The sequence below is a fragment of the Citrobacter freundii complex sp. CFNIH2 genome (assembly GCF_002880615.1).
Classification (GTDB): domain Bacteria; phylum Pseudomonadota; class Gammaproteobacteria; order Enterobacterales; family Enterobacteriaceae; genus Citrobacter_A; species Citrobacter_A amalonaticus_F.
In genome coordinates this window covers 671,081-690,070 of sequence record NZ_CP025757.1, presented here as the reverse complement: position 1 = coordinate 690,070, position 18,990 = coordinate 671,081, and the positions used below count along the sequence as shown (strand labels likewise).

Genomic DNA, 18,990 nt, shown 5'->3' with positions numbered 1-18,990 from the left:
TTATTAAGCGATAAATATTTCAGGAGATATATGCGTTATGAATAGTTAAAAATGATGTTCAGATGAGAGGGGGTAATTTTACTGATCGCACATTCCAGTTGTTTATTACCCCAGGATGCCAGAGGGTCACCACAGTAAGATGCGCCTGCCAGCGCGTATTTGATAGTGCTCTCCGGTGCATTGATTCGCCATGTAAACGGCCATTCGTCTCTGTTCAGAGCATCACCACATACTGACATCCCACACATTGCAGGACGAAACTGGGTAATAGTAATGTCATATCCCAGCACAGCTGCTACACGAATGTAGTAATCGCGATTCAGCCCACCGGTACTGATTAATTTTGCCACCACAGCGCGCTGGCGATCGCTGATACCCCCAACTTCGCTAATCGAGCAATCATCCGGTAAACCAAGAGAGCTTTCCCACTCAGAAAGCATAACTGTCGCTGTTGGAGGGAATGCCCCTGCGATGAGATTAACAGCCCCCTCATCAGAACGCTGAAATGAACGCCCGAGAGCCCGGAGGACAGCAGCCTGTACCGTTTTCGTCGCACGCGGCCACGCCCTTCCTGTTGGTAGCAATGCGCTGAGTGCATCAGAATAATCAGAATACGAATAACGACTCATACAAAATTAACCTCCCCCAGCACCGGAATTTCACCTGTGACAAATGCAATATTTTCTGCAGGGGAGTTCAGGATATATCCCGTTGTTCCATTCACGGCCGCAATACTTTTGTTGATGTCCGAGAGGTAAATTTTCCCTGTTCCATCGGGATTTGATTCTTCAAAAAACAGATCAGTCAGCGCGGATCTTATCGCCTGTACAGTGGAACTGCTGGCATCTTTGATTCCCTCGATTTCAAGATCAATGATTCTGCGGACAGGTGAACACAAAAAAATAATGGCTGTATCGGTTTGCTTAGGATAAATATGGTCCGCAACAGCCAGTTGATCCCCCGTTGCTTTCACTGCCCCCCATTCCTCAAGTTGCGATATTCCGTCAGTACCAACCGGGAAACCGTCGTTAATATTTCCATCGCACATGATGTATACCCCGACCGTACCGGCTCCATTCAGGCGCCGTTTTACCCATGCGCGGGTTACACCCGGGACTTCCAGCGCCCATTTTTTATAATCTGTATCACTGCCACCCTGTGGAGGATTCTGCCAGGACAGAAGTCCACGCTGACGGAACGCCTCTTCATCCTCGATGTCCGCGCCACCAGTCGCAGCGGCCAGCAATACCACTTGTGTATCCACTCCGGCAATGTTGACATCAAGAGTCAGGATAGTTCCGGCATCAGCATTCCCGCGGGCACCACCGCCAGTCACATCAGAGGATATATCCGGTAAAACACCAGTAACCGCGACGGAACCATATCCGTTCTCCTGAATTTTCAGCTCCGTATCTGCCCTGTACTGATACCCGTCCCCCCGGTTAAGGACAGTCCCCGCAGGAATAATTGTATCTGGCGTCCCTGAAGCCTGGGCCTGTGGGGACCTGGCAGCAGAAGCGGGTTTACGGTAGACCGTCTTCATCGCCATCCATCCCGCAAGATTCTCATCGGTGGCAGTAAACGGGTTAGTCTGGAGTGCAATATAATCCAGGTAAGCGTAATGCAAATGCGCCATACCGGCATCCATATCGGCGAGCACCTTCAGATTGGCAAAACGGAGCAACGCCCCCACATCTTTCAGTTCTGCCTGCATAAATTTGCGGTTTTCATCACGCAGCTCGCTCAGCGTCTGTCGTTTAAACGGCATGTTTAAGTTGCTCCCATATCCAGTAAAATCTGAGTTCCTGCCACCCCTTGTCCGGTGATAAATACCGGATGATGAGATTGAGCCTGTTTGGCATGACAATTTGAGCAGCAGGGAGCACAGCACTGATTACCCCGTCATTTTTCAGCCAGGTCAGTGCTTCGTGAGCATATTCTTCTGCCCGCTTCGCCACATCTGTTGTCAGTTTCTCTCGCCGCAACAGCCAAAGTCTGGATCCGAGTTGCCCGTCCTCACCAGCATCCCCCCACCAGCCACGGCGATCACTGTCTTCATAATTGTCATCAGCACGCGCAAGACGGTCGGTAAACAGGCTTATAATAATCGCAGTCTGCAGATCAAAGCCGGTGACAAGGGCCCCCGGCCCCTTCTCCCACTCAGCCAGCATTTCATCTACATTCCAGAATGAGGAAATATCACTCATGACACCTGCTCCTCTGTTTTCTCGCTGGATATATCGTCGTTGCCTGACTGAATGCTTTTAACTTTGTGGTCGTGCTCGTTATAGGCGTCGCGAAGTTCTTTCAGAGTTCGGGTATTAGTTTCACAATGATCCACAATATCACCAGTACATTTGAGCCATGGGGTTTTGGCCATCACCCCCTCACTGGCATTGATGGTCACTGTTGTTGCGTTATTGACCTCCACATCCTGACCTTTAGCGTCAATGAATACGCCTTTTTCTGTCAGAAGGACTTCAAGACCCCACTGGTTATAAATAACCGTTTCGCCAGAATTCAGCCCGATCCGCCTGAACCCCTGGTGGTTTGACGCGATGACAACAGGACTCGATCGATCCCCCCCCATAAAAGCAAGAACAACATCAGAGCCAACTGGCAAAGCGGAAGAGAAACCAAACTCCGCCATTCGTGGCGAAATGGACACTTCCAGTGGCGTCTGGTACTGAACCGTCTGTACCACACCACCGTCTTTCTGTGATGTGATCCGCCCAATCCCCAGCATTCCTGCAATACGGGTCGCTGCATGCCTGAGTAGTTGCTTCATGTATTGAACCCCGCAAGCTGCTGGTAAAATGCGTATGGCTGGACGGCAAACGCCGCCGGCGGCATCAGTGTCATGCGCGCATGCGTGCCATTGTCATCCCGCATATAAGTGACTTCGGCCAACAACATTTCGGTATCCGGGAGGCGGAGTGTCGGGAGGTTGACAGGGATCAGAGTATTCGGTTTCCACAACTTCCCGTCTTTATCCCGCCACGAATCAATTGTCACGGTAAGTTGTTTTGAACGTCCATACCGGCGATTCATTTCCCAGTCAATCGCACGTTGCGCCTGTTGCGTGGCCATCAACGTACTTTCCACAATTGAAATGTGTTTCCTGTAACGCATTCTGGCCGCTTCCGGGTCTCTGGCTGTTGCCAGCGTCACTGCATCATAGGCACTATCCGGGGAATATCCGGCAATCGGTGACACACTCATCGAGACACCAACGTAGTCAGAAAATCTGTCCGCCATAGATGTGCGGAAATAAGCCTGCTCGACGTTTATACCTTCAGATATACCACTGGCAGCGCGGTGCGTTCCGACACGAGTTAATAACAGGCTACCGTCTGGCTTATCGTAATAAAGTAGAGCTGACCAGCGGGCCACACGATCAATAATTTCCTGCGGAGACTCACCCCAGTTGATGGTGAACTGGGGAACTTTCACCAGGTCATCAACATCCGTTGAAACGCTAATACCATAGTACGATGCCAGCCTGGATGTGATATCCAGTGCATTGCTGGCATTTATGACATTGTTTGGCCACTCGGCGGAGCAATCTACCAGGTCCTGGCATTTGCTTCTTCCCGTCGCACGCACCTCATGACGGGAACGCGATATTGCAGGCTCCCAGTCATCCACATATCCCGTTACTGTCAGGTCATTACCAATTCGAACGGTGCAGGGCATCCCTTCTTCGACGAGTTGTTTTTCATCACTACCGGGAAAGTAATCCATCAGACCAAGATCGAAATCGGAAGGAAAGCGTTCAATACCACGAGTGATACGGACAGAATCCCACCCTTCAATCACTTTCCCTCCCACCGTCAGCGTGACGGCTTCCTGATCGCTGTCAGCACTCATTGCTTTAACACCTTCATGGTGATCGGCATAAACGCCGGATGCGGAACACGAGCTTCCTGCACCAGCTCATCAGCACGGGAGACATCCTGATAAAATCGATTTGCCAGTGTAAGAGCGGGAAGCGGCTTGATAGTGGTGACCTGCATCAATTCACTCAGTCCGGATGAACGAGCATTCATGGTGGATAAAAATGATGCCCTTACTCCAAGCAGCAAAACGTACATATCATCATCACCACGGTCACCGGCAAGAACCAGTGCTGTATCCAGTTGCCTGGCTGCGCGCTGTGTTATCTGTTCAGCCTCTTCACGACTTGTCGGGTTAGCATCAGCTGCTGCACAAACCATAGCGCCTGAACACAATACGACAATCAGTGTATTCATGCTTTCTGAAATGGCTTTGCTACTGTCTGATTGCTGGTACTCAGTGCTGACAGATTTAGCCAGTTTCTCAAGTGCAGAAATGCGATCATTGACGCTGCCAGCGCTGTTGAGTATCGCATTTACAACATCAGCAACTCCCTGAACAAACGAGTCCGGAGTTGACGAATTATTCAGAATGCCAACTGTATCGGTTATGTTTTTGCGATCCATCACTGATTGTGCGGTCACTAAGTCGGTCAGGTCCCGATCATTATCGATATCAGTGGTTGAGGTATTACCGGAAATAGCGGATGAGCTCCCCCCAACACCACCTTTGTTGTAACGCCCATACCGACTGTTGCCAAAAGTGGACTTCAGAACATTGCTTACGTTTGTAACTTCGCTGATGGTGTTATCCACCATATTTGTCCAGAAGGTCACTGTTCCCTTAATGGTATTAATAGCCTGCGTGACTCCCCGAATTTCACCCTTGATTCGCGCAAGCGTGCTGGTCACAGCTGTACTCACAAGTTTCAGATAATTTGTACCAACCGAATCGCCAGCAGTGGTGCTGTCTGTCACAGCAAACACTTTTAGACCTGATTCAATGACCATCAGGGTAAATTCAAATACCCGACCGCTATCCATCGCCCCGGTAATACGGAGACCATTTTCAGGAACGGATACTGTTAACTCACCCAGCGTTGGATGAATCAGCGTACCGCTGCCCTTTTCTTCACAGGCAGCAATTAGCGACTGGCGCTGGGTGATAACATCACCACCACCGTAAACCTGACTGTTCTGAATGAGAAAACCGCGAAGAACGAAGCGCCGGGTTCCCCGACCAAGATCTTCAATCCATGCTGTATCACGATAAGGATATTCATGCACAGCCTGGCGCCTTCCGTGACTCCCCTCTTCCATCACCATGGCGAATGGAACACCACGAAAAGAACTGGCGCGTATCAGTCCCTGCCAGTCATCGCTTGCAGCACCGCCCATCAGGGATGTAATCACATCCTGAATAATTGGCATTACGATCCCCCAAAATAAAAAAACCCGCCATTAAGCGGGTCTGTACCTGTAACTATTTTACAGAATCAGGAATTTCTTTTGTCCAGTAATTCTGCAATCCGGTATAGATGTTCGGTTGACTTAAATGATGACATCAGGAACTCATACAGCACTCGCAAGAGAAGCAGAATAACGATAACAGAAACAGAGGCTACAATATTAAAAAGAAAGAGTGTATAAAAAAGAAACAACACAAGAACAAGATATACAACCCCAAATATCTTAGGGGTTAGCGTCGATTTTGTGCCAAATACCTTTTCGTTCATTTAATGCTACCTTAGATTAATTTTTCAGTATCGCCAGAATGTCAATAAGACATAGGTGTGGTAATCCTACCATTATTCTCAACGTTATAAACATTACGTTCACCTTTATCATTAATCATCGTAATTTCAAGCTTGAGAGACTGATCGGACATGGCCTCCTTAAACGACCGCGCCAGATTTTCACTAAGGGCAGCTTCATCACTTTTTCCTTGTTGTGTTCTGAGTATCGTGGGTTCTTGATCCACGCCGCGTGATCCAGAGATAATGTCATACCGCTGCTGGGCCAGCACATCCGGATTTCTTTTTCCTGACCACCGATCATCAGTAATGGCGGTCTGGATGGCGTTTAGCAGTTGTTCCTCAGTATAAGGTTGTGCGCCATTCTCATGTTTAATCATGGCTGCCATTATCGTTTTTAATGTTTCCGGATCGTGCAGATTTACTCGCTCTTCAGCCCCATATCCGGTGGCCCCTGAGACGGAATCAATATATGCACGGGTGTTATTCTCATTGTTTGGCGCGTAGGTGTGTATAACACGATCGAGCGTGTCCTTGCCACGATCACCGTACAGCATCAGTTGCCTCGCCATTGCCTCCAGTCCATCTTCGTCACTGGAAAATGTAGAAAACCCACCATTCTTTCCTGTCGAATTTGATGATTCCCTCAGATTACCAGGGTTATGGTTTCTGAAACCAATCGCATTATTTCTCTCCTGGCTGTAAGGTACATTGCCACGAGCTGCGCCAGAAGGGGGGCTGTTGATCGCCAACAGATCATTTTGCAACTGAAAAGCAGTATCTGTCGCGCGGTAATTAGCGTCGTACCGTTTACTGACAGCATCAGTGTAAAAGCCAGCATCCACCGCGCCACGCTCACTTCGCGTCAGGCTGTTATAAAGTTCCTTATCTCCCTGAATGCGTCGCAGCTTTTTCGCATTATCGCTACTGACAAAACCGAGTGCGTGAGAAAGCCCGGTGAAATCGCCGTTGGTAAACAAGTCTGCCACACCTTCGAGCCCGTCCTTCACCGAGCCATCAGAAAGCAGAAAATCCATCGTTTTATTTTTAGATCGCTGCCACAGCCCGTCCCATGCGGCACTGAGCTCATTCATTGTACCATTGATGTCTGAAAGCTGATTATTCAGCTCAGGGTCTACCGTCAGACCAAACTCATCTGATTTTGCCAGTAACGTTTTCATGCGCTCACCTTCGCGCATCAGAGCCAGCATTTCTGGAGTAAACCCCATCGCATCCGCAACGGACTTCTGTTGCTCTGGCCGCAATGTCGGGAATACCCTGGCAATCTCCTGCAAGGTTTTCAGCGTATCAACGGAACCATCATTATTTTTCTGTATCTGCACACCAATCTGTGCCAGCGCTCCCAGAACCTGACTATTTGAACCGCTGTTAGCCTCCTTCAGTGTTTTTGCCATTCCTTCAATTGAGGTGTGAGCACTTTCACTGTCTGCACCGAGAATACGCATCGCACCGGAAAGACGTGAGAAATCATCAATACGCATCCCGGCATTTTTAGCAGATACATCAAGATTATAGGCTTCACGCGAGGCCTCACGAAAACTGTACGCTACCTGTTTTAGCCCGTAACCTGCTGCGCCAACCATGCCCAGCGCGCTCAGTTTTCCGGATAGTTCCCCCACCATTTTCAGTGGGGGAACCATATCACCGATATACTGCACATTATCCCGAGCACCTTTTGACATATTCTCAAGGCGGGAGATGAAACCATTCAGACCGTCAGTTGTCTCCTGACCACCTAACTGGAGACCCGCTTTGGTTTTCTCCAGCTTAGGTTCCAGATCACGAACGGCTTCATTGATCCGTTCAATGGCCTCACTGACCTGGTCGCTGGCCACCAGCTCAAAATCAAAAGAGTTACTCATCGTCGTCAGGGTTCCTGAGCTTATTGATACGGGATGCCTGTGTTACCCACCATTTCAGGCGGGCGCGAGTCATACCCCACGCCCTGTCTTCAGACCACCTAAAATAAAATGTCACATCAGCAGCCATTTCCTGCCACGTGGTCAGGACTTCCAGGTCAAAAAACCGAGCAGGTACTCCTCACATTTGCGAAAATCGATAAAATCCATCGGCTGAAGCACACTTTCGCGGGTGCCGGAGACCAGAGCAATAAGCAATCGCATTGCCGCCAGCGACGTGGATGCAGCCTGTTTTTCATAAAACTGCTCTGCCTGGCTGAGCGTTGGTGCCTTCAGCTCCAGTTGCTCATAACGGGTTTTCTCTGCCTGATCTTCCAGCGGAACCGTGAGATGAATGATTTTTACACGTTCAATTTCTGCCATCTTAATTCTCCGTTACGTCGCGGCCTTCCCAGCGAACATCAAAAACAGCATCTTCGCTTTCCACTTCCTGGACATTCACCGTCCAGAGTGAACGGCCAATGATAGTTTTCCCGTTAGCCAGCTCGGCGATCACGTTGACGTTCGTCTGCTGGTTAAAGCCCTGCACATTCGTTCCGCCACTGTCACGCAGTCGGGCAGAAATGTATGGCGCCACAGGCTTTTCCTTATATCCGTGCACACCATCCATCCCTGTCAGGGTGGTGCGGTTTACGGTGGCAGCCTGGTATTTAAACGAGCCCTCCACCATTACCGTCACACCATTCACAGTGACATACGCGGTTCCCGCCAGGCGGTTAGAGGTATCTCCTGCCATCGTTTAAGCTCCTGTTGATTCAGCCCGCGTGCGGAACTGATTGAGCAGCGCGAAAATGCGCAACTGGTTCATGAGGGTTCCCGGCCACAGCACATCGACGCGGTTCGGATTTTTGGCGTTCTGCTCGACGATGATGTTTTTTGCAAATGCCTCCGCATCCTGCGCATAACCGTTCCATACCAGAGTCTGGTACTCGGCAATCTGATCGGCCTTGATGATGTTTGGCGTGACGATCGCCGCGCCAGGTGCAAATCGGGTCCCGTCAGCAGCAAGCTTCATACGTCCAAACTTGCTGGTCACTGCCGTGCGCAAGTAGCGGGTCACAAACATCAGGCTGAACAGCGTCTCCACTTCCAGATAACTGTCATCTGCATCGCCATAGCTGTTTTTCTGGTAGGTGGTGATCAGGTTTTCAATACGCACCGTGCCATCGTCATCGACCGTAAATGTCGAAATACCGCTGTACAGCAGATTATTACGCTCGGCCAGCTCAAAACGATCCTGCAGTTCTGGCGCAAGTACTCCCTGAACAGCCAGCGACTGTAGCGGACGGCCGGGGTCATTACGCAGACTCACCGCCGCTGCGCCGGTGTAAGCGGCAGACCATGCCCAGGAAGGGGACGGCGATTTATTTACGCCCAGCAGGGTCTCATGCTGGTTATTGCGCAACTCACCTTTGGTACCAAGCTGGGCGTAAGTCCCTGTGGTGGTACCAAAGGAATGGCCATAAAGCTGCTTATCCCATGCCCAGCGACCGCCCGTGTCTGACAGGAACTCCTTCATCACATTCAACGAGGTTGTATCGTCGTAAGGGTTGATGATGAAATCGAATGTCCGATCCTGCAGGTTAGCCAGCGCGCCGGTAATATCCGGAGCCCCGACTCCGTTAGACATAGCAGTAATCGTCAGTTCCAGGCCTGCAGGTGTCGACTCGCCTCCCGGTAAGTCGAGGAAGTTCAGGCGAATGTCGATCCCGTTACCCGTAGCACCAAGGTTCTTCGCGGTCAGGGTTACGGTATCCGTAGCCGCGCTGGCGGTTACAGGTAGCGTGGTTTTTGCGTTAATCGCCGAGGCCAGAGAGGTGGCGATCGCTGCCACCGTATCTGTTGCTACAACGGTCAACTGAATGCGTTCACCAGCAATATAAAGGGAGATCACTCCGGTTGCCGTCGGTGCGCTGCTCACTTTAATGGTGCCGGTTGCAGCCACCATGGAATCGGAGTCTTCCTCCAGCGGCAGGATCCAGACTTCGGCTGAGGTATCATTTTTCTGATACGCCGCCATCATGGCCTGCAGAATTCCCCCTTTTCCGGCCAGCTCACCGACGGTATCCGAAGAGGAAACACGCTGCGGAATACCTGGAAGGGTTGAGCCGGTATTGAGCATCCCACCGATAAGCAGGGTGCGCTGCGTGGCAGTGGCGTTATTCGCCATTGAGTTATCAAACTCAACGAAGAAAAGCCCTACCCGCAGGTTATCAGGAACTCGAGCGAAAGGTACGGTCATTTATTTTCTCCCGCTTTTTTAGGTAAGGATTGTTTCTCTGGCACACCATCATCCTTTTTAGAGAGGATCACATCGCCATCACTCAGACGGCGACGCCAGAAAATATTGTCAGGTACCTCAGCACCCTCTTTAGGTAATGGGGCACCCTTGACGGGGCAGCGAACGCTGAGTCCGTTGTTAGGCTTTACAAACATGGATTACTCCTGAAGATTGAGGCTGATACCCGGTTTAACTGTGCCGTCTGGCATGTCGACCGCAATATCTATGCCCTCAAGGGGAACCGACTGGACAGGATAAAAATCTTCCGGCCCCTGGTAATGCTCTATGTCGATCTCAAAAAGAAGCTGCCCCATATGGGCATCTCCTTCTGAATCAACATTGATGGTTGAACGAACTTCCGCGTATTTTTGAATGTTCCGCGTCAGTTCGTAGCTGTTGATCACCGCACGTTCCACCTGCTCTCGAAGGCTTTCAAGCGCCAGCTCTGCCTGCATAGCTCCATCATCCACTGTATCTCCGTCGTACTCCTGAACGCGCCCGGTGATCCTGACAGTAGTGAGGGTGGTAAAGGCCGGGGTATTACGCCCCTGTGATTTTTTCTGTTCAAAAGGCGTCTGAACCAACAACACAGGATACATATCAGGTGAAGTTGACCAGTCGCGTGGTGAGAAAACGCGGTCGCCCGCGCTGGTTGCCCCGGTTAGTGCAGTGACAACCATTTGCCGTATCGCTGCTGCATTCATCGCGGTTTTACCACATTGAGGACAAGACGAGAGCCGCCATGACTGTCGGGTTCTACGTTTGACACAACAAATAACTGATTGATGACATGACCACCGACCGCCTTTATAAATACCCGGTCAGATACAGCAGGTTGCGATTTACCCAGCTTGCGAAATTCAGCATCGCGCACCCCCAGCATCGGGCTGGAGGTGTTAATTTCTGAATCGCCATCAAGGTTTTCGGCGACCTGCGCGTAGCCACGGTCAAAAATCCCGTTAATTGTAAAAGGAGTACCGTTACGTGGACGGTACTCGTGCTCATCGCCAAAGACATCGTGCAGCGGGCTCAGAAGATGTGAATCCCAGTCCACGCCCATGTCATTACCCTGCCTTTACGGAAACTGATGGTTGAGTAGCAAGAGCACGATTACGAAGCACATCGACATCAGCAATAACGCCGGACTGCAGAAGACGATCAGCATCTTTGCCAGTTACAGGGATACGCATATTTTCGCGGTATATCTCCCCGTCATGACGAATACAATTCCCTTTCAACACCACGTACTCCTGTGATTCAGTGTCTTCGGTTTTTTCGTCACCATCATCGCCATCAACGGATGAATCGGCATCCTCAGTTTCGTTTAACTGCTGCTTGTCCTGGGTGTTAGCGCCCGCATTCAGGTCGTCAACGCTCAGTTCGTCTTTGGCAGACCCTTCTGCATTCAGATCATCAGCCAGCCCTGTATTAGGTTTTTTAGCCATATCAGACCACCGTTGCGCAAAGGGAGGCATTTACCCGGCTCGGAATAACCAGCGGGGAGGATTGCATCAGGATAAGACGCTGGGCCGGATCTTCTTTCACCCAGGATTTTGGTGCATAGGCCAGCGGGCCGTAGTTGAAAGCCGGGTCCAGGATAACCCCAAAAGCGCGGGTACCCATCAGATCGGCACCACTCATAATGACAGCGCCATCGGGGATCATTGGCTTCTCGACGTTGTCCAGCGGGTCAATAAACCAGTCGTTATATAACCAGAGGTCAAAGTTACCCCAGCGCCCTTTATAAATTGCGCCCTTCATCGCCTGTGGGCCGGCGTTAATCTGGTTACCAAACGGGCTCAGCGCCGGGAACGTAATGGCGTTATCCTTGATGGTGGTATCCAGTCGGAATGCACGCCATGACTTATTCGTGAAGACCAGATCCGTGGCGACAGAGCCGGACTCTTTCAGGAAAGTAGTCTGCCAGATTTCAATGTCATCTGATGGCTGGGTATTGGTAGCGCCAGCAGCAACAGTCAGTGGCCATTTATCCGAGCCGCTAAGAGTGATGGTCAGGTCCGAAGCACGCCCGAAATCCACCACTTTAGTTTCATAGCCATCCCCGGCTACGGTAACGGTGCCGGACACCAGCGCGCTGGCCGCCATCCATTCCAGGCGACGGTTGATCATGTCAATCTGATCAGCCATTTCAAACTGAAGGTTCAACATTTCGCGCTCGGCAGCAGTATATTCCCCACCAAGACGCTCACCAATCTGGCGGCGGATAGGTTTGCGCAGGTCCGGCGCGCGCTTATCTTTGATGTAGGCCGGTTTGAAGGTGTTGGTCTGGTATTTACGGGATTCGACCAGCTTACCTTCAACCAGCGGGGAGACGAACGGCGCCATACGACGCAGGCCGACATCAACATCAATCGCCACTTCTTCAGTCTCGTAAGTCACGACATTCGGGAAGAAGCGATCGAGCAGCCAGTTCTGACTGGTTTTCAGGTTAGGAACGACCTGCACCAGCACACTGGTATCAAAAATATTTTCCATATTCAGTCTCTTGATGATGCCAGCTATTCGCTGGCACTAATTGAAATGTGTCAGCCCCTGCCGGTTAAAGCATATGGTCAGGAGATGTGAAGGATTAATCAGGCTGTGGTAACAGGAGCCTGGTCGCTGTCTTTGAGGAAAATAGCCATCGGGCGAAGGGCAGACTTAATATCAGCAATAGACCATGATGCATCAATGATGACGCGATTCTGGTTGAATTCACCCATCAGATACAGACCGCCATTCTGATCGGCAGAAGAGGCATCAACATCATCAACCAGAATAGCAACGGGTACCTGGCTGCCATCGTCAGCAGTTTTCACACATTGCGTATATTTCCCGCTGGCAGCTACCAGGCCCAGTACCGTGCCGCGCTTAAAGGCACCGCCGGTAATGATACCGGCATCAGTCACCAGTTGGAGCGTGCCAGCGACAAGCTGATCCGGAACAAACAACGCGCTCTTCATACCAGGTGCAAACGCATTTTGACCAAACTGATCCATTATTTATCTCCTCTGGTAGAGTTATAGAGGCCGGTCATTTTGCTTACCAGCGTCGATTTACCGCTTTCTTTCTGTCCACCATCTGGATTGAGACGAACCTGTTGACTGTCCTGCATGCGTTCATCCAGAGAACGTCCACGTTTGGGCGGTACAGCAGGAGCCTGAGAGGCCATGACATTGATTGCCGCGGCGGAACTCATGCCGGTATTAAAAGCAAGCGATGCAGCAAGTGCGGGATTCGCGGCAGCGTGAGGGCTGCTAAAAATGCGGGCACAACGTTTACGCTCCGAAATGCGCGCCTGGCGAGCTGATTTACTTTCTTTACGATCATCTTCGTCATCATCTGCCGCATCTTCTTTATCTTCTTCGGAGGTCGTTTCTTCTTCCTCTTCGGTGGTTTCCTCTTCCTCCTCCTCTGCGTTTTCCTCCTCCTCTTCTTCTGCACGACGGCCTTTCGCTTTTTTATCCTCTTCCTCTTCGGAAGCTGCTGTCGCGCCACGGCCTAAGAGGTGAGCAAAAATAAAGGGTTTCTTCGCCATATCAGGCTCCTGTTACTTGAAGTAAATGTCTGAACGCAGCATCAGGAGGACATACCTCATCCGCCAGTCCAAGTTCCACACCATCAGCCGCCATAAAACAGGCAGCCTGCGTATTTTTGATGATCTTTGGGCTAATACCCCGGTTGCGGGCTACGGTATTAACGAAAATCTCTCCCATAGTATTAATATCGTGCTGGATAGCTGCAAACGCCTCCTCTGACAACTCTCGGTAAGGAGACCCCTCTGCCTTTCTGCTACCAAAAGTAATGATCGTTACCTTCAGACCTTCTTCTTTAATGCGCTGTGTCCAGTCAAGGTGCATGGTAATCACCCCGACGGACCCCACACCACCTGTACGGGGAACAGAAATCCGATCCGCAGCACTGGCAATGGCATATGCGGCTGAGTAGGCATTTTCAGTAAGAATGGCGTGAATTGGCTTTTCTCCACGAGCGTTATAGATCTCATCCACCAGATCAAAACACCCCGCCACTTCGCCGCCGGGAGAGTCAATATCAAGGCAGATACCTGTCACCTCTGGATCGGCCAGCGCTGACAAAAATGCCTGACGTATGCCGTCATAGCCGGTCATGCCACTGTAGGGACGCAGGCTGCCAAGCTTCTGCACCAGTGTTCCGCAAATGGGGATGACCGCAATTCCGGCTACCGTGTCATAACCGGGATCACGCCGTGTTTCCCGTGCCCGGCTGTCGTCATAGCCGAAGTCATCCTCCATCGCCAGCGAGGATTCAATTCTGGAAATGCCAAACCTGTCCATAACGGATGCCATGATGACTTCGGCTTTTTTCGGGTGAATAGCCAGCGGGGTATTGAACAGCCGCTGGGCCAAATGGGGTAGATTCACTTCGCCTCCGTATTATTTAAAGACTGTGGCGCGGGAGATGACTCAGCCCATTCAGGTAGAGGGATATCACGATCTTTAAATGCTTCGATTTCCCTCGCGCGCTGATCAAGCATTTCTTCCCAGTCTTCCCCGGCATTTTCTGCAGCCTCCATTTCCAGTGTGGAAAGGCCTGCATTCATTCCGAGAATCGAGCCTTTTTTCTCTGCTACAGGATCAATCCATCCCCGGCCAGGTCCCATCCAGCGAGCACGGCAATACGCAGCCTTTGCCTCCAGAAAATCTGGTGCACCGGCAGGCAGGGGCAACGACTCGATACTATGAATTTCTTCTACAAATGCAGAGGCAACTGGCTGAGCAGTTCCGGTGGCATAATCGTCTCTACGGCGGGTAAGCGTCTTCCAGGCTTCCAGCATGGCTGCACGTGCAGATGAGTAGTTAACATCAGACCAGTCCTGCGTAACCTGTTGGGTTGATAAACCCGTCGCGGCGGCGATGTTGCGCAATACCGCGCTCTCGAAACCATCAAAATTGCTCGTCGGTCGGGCTGCATCCAGGGTGACTATTTTTTCGTTCGGGAAAAGATGGGGGATTCGGGCCCCATTCTGGAGATTCAGCCGTTTATCCTGGTAATATTCAGTTCGTTGCGTTTGATAGGCACTGAGTTCTTCACCATCACCAAACCCTGTATCGCCAAGCGCTGAAGACACCATCTGAGCATCATAAGGCGATTCGATATAAGCACCGAAGATGGAATTCAGGATTGCAGCTTCAAGTTCTGACTCATCGTATTTAATCAGCATTTTCAGGCGCTGTACGATAGGTGCCAGAATTCCAATCCCCCTGTGCTGGGCCCCGCGCTCCATATCAAAATCATGGATCACTACTGGTCTTCCCCACGATGTTTCCCGAGGGATGCGCTGCCACGTCATTGTTTTAGCGCCACTCCACCAGTCACCAATATGCGCTTCACGAATGTAGTAAGCGACCGGCGCCCCATCATTATCAATCTCAACACCGCCGCGAACATTTGGCATGTCAAAATTTTGCTGGGGGTTACTCAGACGATCAGGATCGACAATTTGTACCGTCGTTGCGTATTGTCCTCTCCCGGGTCCCAGACGATCAGGTCGGTACTGTAGGACCAGTAGCGAATCGCCATCGAGCAACTTATGACGGAAACCTAACCGCAGCATCTGAGACACCGTTTGCTTTCGCTCCACGTCACAATATCGCCCCGGGTCATTGGCCCATGATCGCCAGTGTGCTTCAATAACTTTCCCGTATTCATCCGCCCAGGTGGCGTCAAAAGCTTTATTGCCTGTGATAAGCCTTAACATCCGATAATCGGGTTTAAAAATAGGGCGGTAATTCGCACCAATGGCATTATCTAATACACGGGTTATCGTTCCTGCCGCCCAGCCATCATTGCGCGCCAGGTCCCGCATACGGGAAACAATGCGATCACGATAGATATTAATTTCATTATCAGGTGACCACAGTGCAGGCTGCCAGTTAGCCATTTGATCACTGAAAGAGTCAGCGGCATCGTATGGGACTCTGCCGCTACCTGACAGTGCCCCAAACTTCATCTTCGGCGTCACTGGAGGCAAAGGGCGACCATCCGCTCCTAAGATTTGTACACTCATCAGTACCTCACGCGTATTGGACGCCGTCTGGATATCCCAAGCATGGCCTGTATCGTTTGAATCAGAGCCAGCAAATCCCCAAGGCTTGTCTGCTGATAGGTTACGGTTCGGGTTCCATCGCCTTGCGTATACGAAAAAGAGACTCCTTTCGAACCTGTTGACAGGTCGATATATGCCTGCTGTGCCTGGTTAAGCGCCTGCTGTAATTGTTCCACGCTCATTCCGGTCAGTAATGTTGTGATTTGTGACACTGGGACTCCTTACGGCAAAAGTTGTGATATTGGCTTCCGCCTTGGTTTTTCGTCTGGCTGATCAACAATGACAGCACCCGGCAATTCGTAACTGGTTTTCTCTTCAGGTTCGGCTGGCGCAGGCAGAAATTTATCTGGGTTGGCTTTCAGGTTGGCGGCCCGAACGTTGAGTTTTAACCCCATGTGCTTCAGTCCACACAACGCGGCGTAACTGTAAACGAGGCAGTCAAGAGCTTCGTTCGCTCTTCCTGGTATCTGCTCCCAGATACTGTAACGCTGTCCGGACACCACTTTATAAACCAGTCTTTCAGCCAGTAACTGATTGAAATACCCAAGGTCCCGATCATCAGGGAAATGCATATAACCTGCGGCAGCGACTCCCGGAGAAGGCTGATCCAGATGGAGGCGTCCACGTACAATATCTTTAGCTGAGTTCACGCCGATAATAATCGGCCTGAAACTGGCTTTACTTTTCGACGTCAGACGTTTAGTCGGCCAGACCGGATTTCGCTTACCTTGCTGTGCCGATTCACCCTTGATGGCCCAGATTCGACGCCCCAGGCGTTCTTTTGCAAACTCATAAACCTTTTGCGTGTGGTGTCCACCGGAGTCCATGCATGTCGCCATAATGTTCAGGCCACAGCCATCACTACGACGCCAGATTTGTTTCAGGTAAGCATCCAGTCGTTTCCATGGCTCCGCTGTCTCCAGATCACCATAGATAACGTCATGTGCTACCGACCACGATTCTTCATCTCTCCCCCAGCCGGTGATCGTGATTTCGAAGCGATCATCCTGCGTATCAACACCTGCGGTTAACACCGCCACACCGTCATCAACTGGCGCGGAAAATATCTCCCTACGTGCCAGCAGGATATCCACCGGCAATTGCTTGCCGTGGTTGGGTCGGTGTGGTAGCCCCATCTGGGTATTCCACCACGCCTGTTCCTTATCCGGATCGCCCTTTGCATCGATATATTTTTTCGCGATATCAGACGGTTTGTCTTTCTGCCAGGGACTGAACAGTTTGGATGCCTGGTATCCGGCATGGTGGTTATCGACCGGCTCCTTTCCACAGTCCGGACAAACAGCCCGATATACCGCATGGCGTTCTGATTCGGACCATTGCCAGACCTTTTCAATGCTGCCATTGTCAGCAACCCGCCAGGCCAGGTCATAGTCCATCAGCGGTGAATGTCGCTCTCCGCAGCACTCGAATGGACGGGTCTGATGCCAGCGGATGGTCTGTAGTGCCCGGAGACGCTGTCCCTCTGACCAGCCAGCCCCACAGCATTCGCAATAGAGCATCGCTGATTTGGTCAGATGTTTATCCCCGTCTTTCGGCCACTGAACATGTTTAAAGAAATCCAGAAACTGACGATGTCCGCAATGAGGACAAACTACCGACGCCCGCCGCTGATCGGAATCAGCGTAGCTGTCAGCAATACGACTTTCATCTTCTACCGTGGGTGAACACGCTCGCACAGAGAGCCAGTTCAGGCCGAATGTCGCAGTTCGCTCTTCCGCAAGCGCAATGGGGTCACCCTCACGCGTTATAGGGTACTTATCCACTTCATCCGCCAGCAAAACACGGATAGGCCGGCGCGCAAGGTTATCTGGACTTCCAGCACCGGCAAGGGCAAGAAATCCACCGGTAAAAGCTTTATACAGAATCGTTTCTTTCGAACTTTTCTGCTTTGAGTCACCGATGATGTTACGTAACACCGGGGTCACGCGAACCAACGGGCTGATACGCTCTTTCGAGAATTGCTCGGCGGCTTCCTCTTTGGGCTGTAAAAGGAGAATGGGACAGGGATCGAGGTGGGCAAAATAACCAAACAGGTTTTCCAACAGCGCTGTCTTCATCAACTGGGTGCAACACATTACAGTGATGATATGAACCCCGGACTCCGTCGCGGCTAGCATCGGTCCACGGGCAATTTCTACCGTCGATGTTTCCCAGTTCCCGGAAGTACTCCCCGCTTCTTTTGCCAGCTTCCGAAATTCATCAGCCCATCGTGGGACACTGATGCGTGGTGGTGGTGTCCATCCCTTACGGACACTCAGCAGAAGACGCTCAATCTTCCGTTGGGTTGAACTCTGGCTCTCCGAGGACTGAGATATGTTTGTGGACATGTTCAATCAGTACCTCTGTCATCCTGTCTGCCGGCACATCCAGATCGGCAGCTATCAGCGGAGCCACGCGCGAAGGCCAGTTCAGCCAGGCATCACGCTGCTGGCGAAAAGCGTTGAACAGGACCTCCTCAGCGGCGACCAGTTCAATTGTCTGGCCGCTGTCTTTTTCATACTGAAGCTTTGCCAACAGCGCCATATAGTTTTCACGTATCCGCGCAGCTTCTTCCCTGGAAAGGTTTGCACCTTCAGTAAGAATGATGTTTCTGGCCGCGTCTTCAATGTCATTGCTGTCATCGCGTACAGTCTGCGCCTTCTTTTTCTTTGCATTTGATGCACGCGGATCTTTTCCATCGCGGTTTTTCTTCAGCGCTGCATCACTCGCTTCAACATCAATCAGGTCACCATCCATGACGATAAACCGACCAGCCTTAATCCAGCGGCCAATAGTCTTGCGATCGACACCCGAGTGCTGCGCATACTGACTCTGATTCATCGTGGTCATGGGACATATCACCTGGGACATTTTCAGGGGTGGGACATTTGCCTGGGACATTTTTGCAATGTCCCACCAGAATGTCCCACTGGAATAAACTGGAATAGCTAGAGCTGGCGCGGTGTCCGTAATGATCGCCAGAGGTGGGACATGGGACACAAAATAAAAATTTGTAGCTAGGAAAACACCGCGGCGCGCAATGCCCGTGCTTTACAAAAGCCACAGGAAGGACCCATTTTTGTATGGCCTC

Annotated in this window: 22 protein-coding genes; all 22 read right to left on the bottom strand. The window is 51.1% G+C overall.

Translation table 11 applies throughout. The features are described 5' to 3' along the window. Positions 1–35 precede the first annotated feature (35 nt). The 22 genes from WM46_RS03370 to WM46_RS03260 all read right to left on the bottom strand — a co-directional run bounded on the left by WM46_RS03370 (position 36) and on the right by WM46_RS03260 (position 18,749). Positions 36–629, bottom strand: a complete 594-nt coding sequence (locus WM46_RS03370) for a YmfQ family protein (protein WP_102601437.1) — start codon at positions 627–629, stop codon at positions 36–38. Further along, positions 626–1,768, bottom strand: coding sequence for a baseplate J/gp47 family protein (locus WM46_RS03365; RefSeq protein WP_102601436.1), 1,143 nt, complete (start codon positions 1,766–1,768; stop codon positions 626–628). Before WM46_RS03365 ends, WM46_RS03370 begins: the two co-directional genes overlap by 4 nt. Further along, positions 1,758–2,207 (bottom strand): phage GP46 family protein, encoded by a 450-nt coding sequence (locus WM46_RS03360; RefSeq protein WP_102601435.1) that lies wholly within the window; start codon positions 2,205–2,207, stop codon positions 1,758–1,760. Before WM46_RS03360 ends, WM46_RS03365 begins: the two co-directional genes overlap by 11 nt. Then, positions 2,204–2,788 carry a phage baseplate assembly protein gene (locus WM46_RS03355; RefSeq protein WP_262360449.1) on the bottom strand — a complete coding sequence of 195 codons (585 nt, stop codon included), beginning with the start codon at positions 2,786–2,788 and terminating at the stop codon, positions 2,204–2,206. Before WM46_RS03355 ends, WM46_RS03360 begins: the two co-directional genes overlap by 4 nt. Further along, positions 2,785–3,870: a phage baseplate assembly protein gene (locus tag WM46_RS03350; RefSeq protein ID WP_102601434.1), complete on the bottom strand. Its 1,086-nt coding sequence runs from the start codon at positions 3,868–3,870 to the stop codon at positions 2,785–2,787. Before WM46_RS03350 ends, WM46_RS03355 begins: the two co-directional genes overlap by 4 nt. Next, positions 3,867–5,267: a DNA circularization protein gene (locus WM46_RS03345; RefSeq protein ID WP_102601433.1), complete on the bottom strand. Its 1,401-nt coding sequence runs from the start codon at positions 5,265–5,267 to the stop codon at positions 3,867–3,869. The genes WM46_RS03350 and WM46_RS03345 overlap by 4 nt, the downstream gene beginning before the upstream one ends. A gap of 346 nt (positions 5,268–5,613) precedes the next feature. Next, positions 5,614–7,473 carry a hypothetical protein gene (locus tag WM46_RS03335; RefSeq protein WP_102601431.1) on the bottom strand — a complete coding sequence of 620 codons (1,860 nt, stop codon included), beginning with the start codon at positions 7,471–7,473 and terminating at the stop codon, positions 5,614–5,616. Positions 7,474–7,614: 141 nt separating this feature from the next. Continuing rightward, on the bottom strand, positions 7,615–7,893 hold the full coding sequence (locus tag WM46_RS03330) for a phage tail assembly protein (RefSeq protein ID WP_102601430.1): 279 nt from the start codon (positions 7,891–7,893) through the stop codon (positions 7,615–7,617). Between the two features lies 1 nt (position 7,894). Further along, on the bottom strand, positions 7,895–8,266 hold the full coding sequence (locus tag WM46_RS03325; protein WP_102601429.1) for a phage tail tube protein: 372 nt from the start codon (positions 8,264–8,266) through the stop codon (positions 7,895–7,897). A 3-nt stretch (positions 8,267–8,269) separates the two neighbouring features. After that, a complete protein-coding gene (locus WM46_RS03320) occupies positions 8,270–9,772 on the bottom strand; it encodes a phage tail sheath subtilisin-like domain-containing protein (protein ID WP_102601428.1) in 1,503 nt (500 codons plus the stop codon). Beyond that, a complete protein-coding gene (locus WM46_RS03315; RefSeq protein WP_102601427.1) occupies positions 9,769–9,966 on the bottom strand; it encodes a DUF2635 domain-containing protein in 198 nt (65 codons plus the stop codon). The genes WM46_RS03320 and WM46_RS03315 overlap by 4 nt, the downstream gene beginning before the upstream one ends. Before the next feature lie 3 nt (positions 9,967–9,969). Beyond that, on the bottom strand, positions 9,970–10,515 hold the full coding sequence (locus tag WM46_RS03310) for an ATP-binding protein (protein WP_102601426.1): 546 nt from the start codon (positions 10,513–10,515) through the stop codon (positions 9,970–9,972). After that, positions 10,512–10,871 carry a hypothetical protein gene (locus WM46_RS03305; RefSeq protein ID WP_102601425.1) on the bottom strand — a complete coding sequence of 120 codons (360 nt, stop codon included), beginning with the start codon at positions 10,869–10,871 and terminating at the stop codon, positions 10,512–10,514. The genes WM46_RS03310 and WM46_RS03305 overlap by 4 nt, the downstream gene beginning before the upstream one ends. 4 nt (positions 10,872–10,875) lie before the next feature. Next, on the bottom strand, positions 10,876–11,256 hold the full coding sequence (locus WM46_RS03300; RefSeq protein ID WP_262360448.1) for a hypothetical protein: 381 nt from the start codon (positions 11,254–11,256) through the stop codon (positions 10,876–10,878). Between the two features lies 1 nt (position 11,257). Next, complete coding sequence (locus WM46_RS03295; RefSeq protein ID WP_102601423.1) at positions 11,258–12,307, bottom strand: major capsid protein; 1,050 nt, start codon at positions 12,305–12,307, stop codon at positions 11,258–11,260. A 98-nt stretch (positions 12,308–12,405) separates the two neighbouring features. Continuing rightward, positions 12,406–12,810 (bottom strand): head decoration protein, encoded by a 405-nt coding sequence (locus WM46_RS03290; protein WP_102601422.1) that lies wholly within the window; start codon positions 12,808–12,810, stop codon positions 12,406–12,408. Further along, positions 12,810–13,349, bottom strand: a complete 540-nt coding sequence (locus tag WM46_RS26285) for a hypothetical protein (protein WP_187394438.1) — start codon at positions 13,347–13,349, stop codon at positions 12,810–12,812. Before WM46_RS26285 ends, WM46_RS03290 begins: the two co-directional genes overlap by 1 nt. Position 13,350: 1 nt before the next feature. Next, positions 13,351–14,214, bottom strand: coding sequence for a S49 family peptidase (locus WM46_RS03280; RefSeq protein ID WP_102601420.1), 864 nt, complete (start codon positions 14,212–14,214; stop codon positions 13,351–13,353). Beyond that, positions 14,211–15,860 (bottom strand): phage portal protein, encoded by a 1,650-nt coding sequence (locus tag WM46_RS03275; protein ID WP_410374620.1) that lies wholly within the window; start codon positions 15,858–15,860, stop codon positions 14,211–14,213. The genes WM46_RS03280 and WM46_RS03275 overlap by 4 nt, the downstream gene beginning before the upstream one ends. After that, entirely contained in the window at positions 15,860–16,081 is a 222-nt protein-coding gene (gene gpW / locus WM46_RS03270) for a gpW family head-tail joining protein (RefSeq protein ID WP_187394492.1), read from the bottom strand. The genes WM46_RS03275 and gpW overlap by 1 nt, the downstream gene beginning before the upstream one ends. 39 nt (positions 16,082–16,120) lie before the next feature. Next, on the bottom strand, positions 16,121–18,247 hold the full coding sequence (locus tag WM46_RS03265; protein ID WP_102601418.1) for a phage terminase large subunit family protein: 2,127 nt from the start codon (positions 18,245–18,247) through the stop codon (positions 16,121–16,123). Beyond that, complete coding sequence (locus WM46_RS03260; protein ID WP_102601417.1) at positions 18,189–18,749, bottom strand: hypothetical protein; 561 nt, start codon at positions 18,747–18,749, stop codon at positions 18,189–18,191. Before WM46_RS03260 ends, WM46_RS03265 begins: the two co-directional genes overlap by 59 nt. Positions 18,750–18,990: the final 241 nt, after the last annotated feature.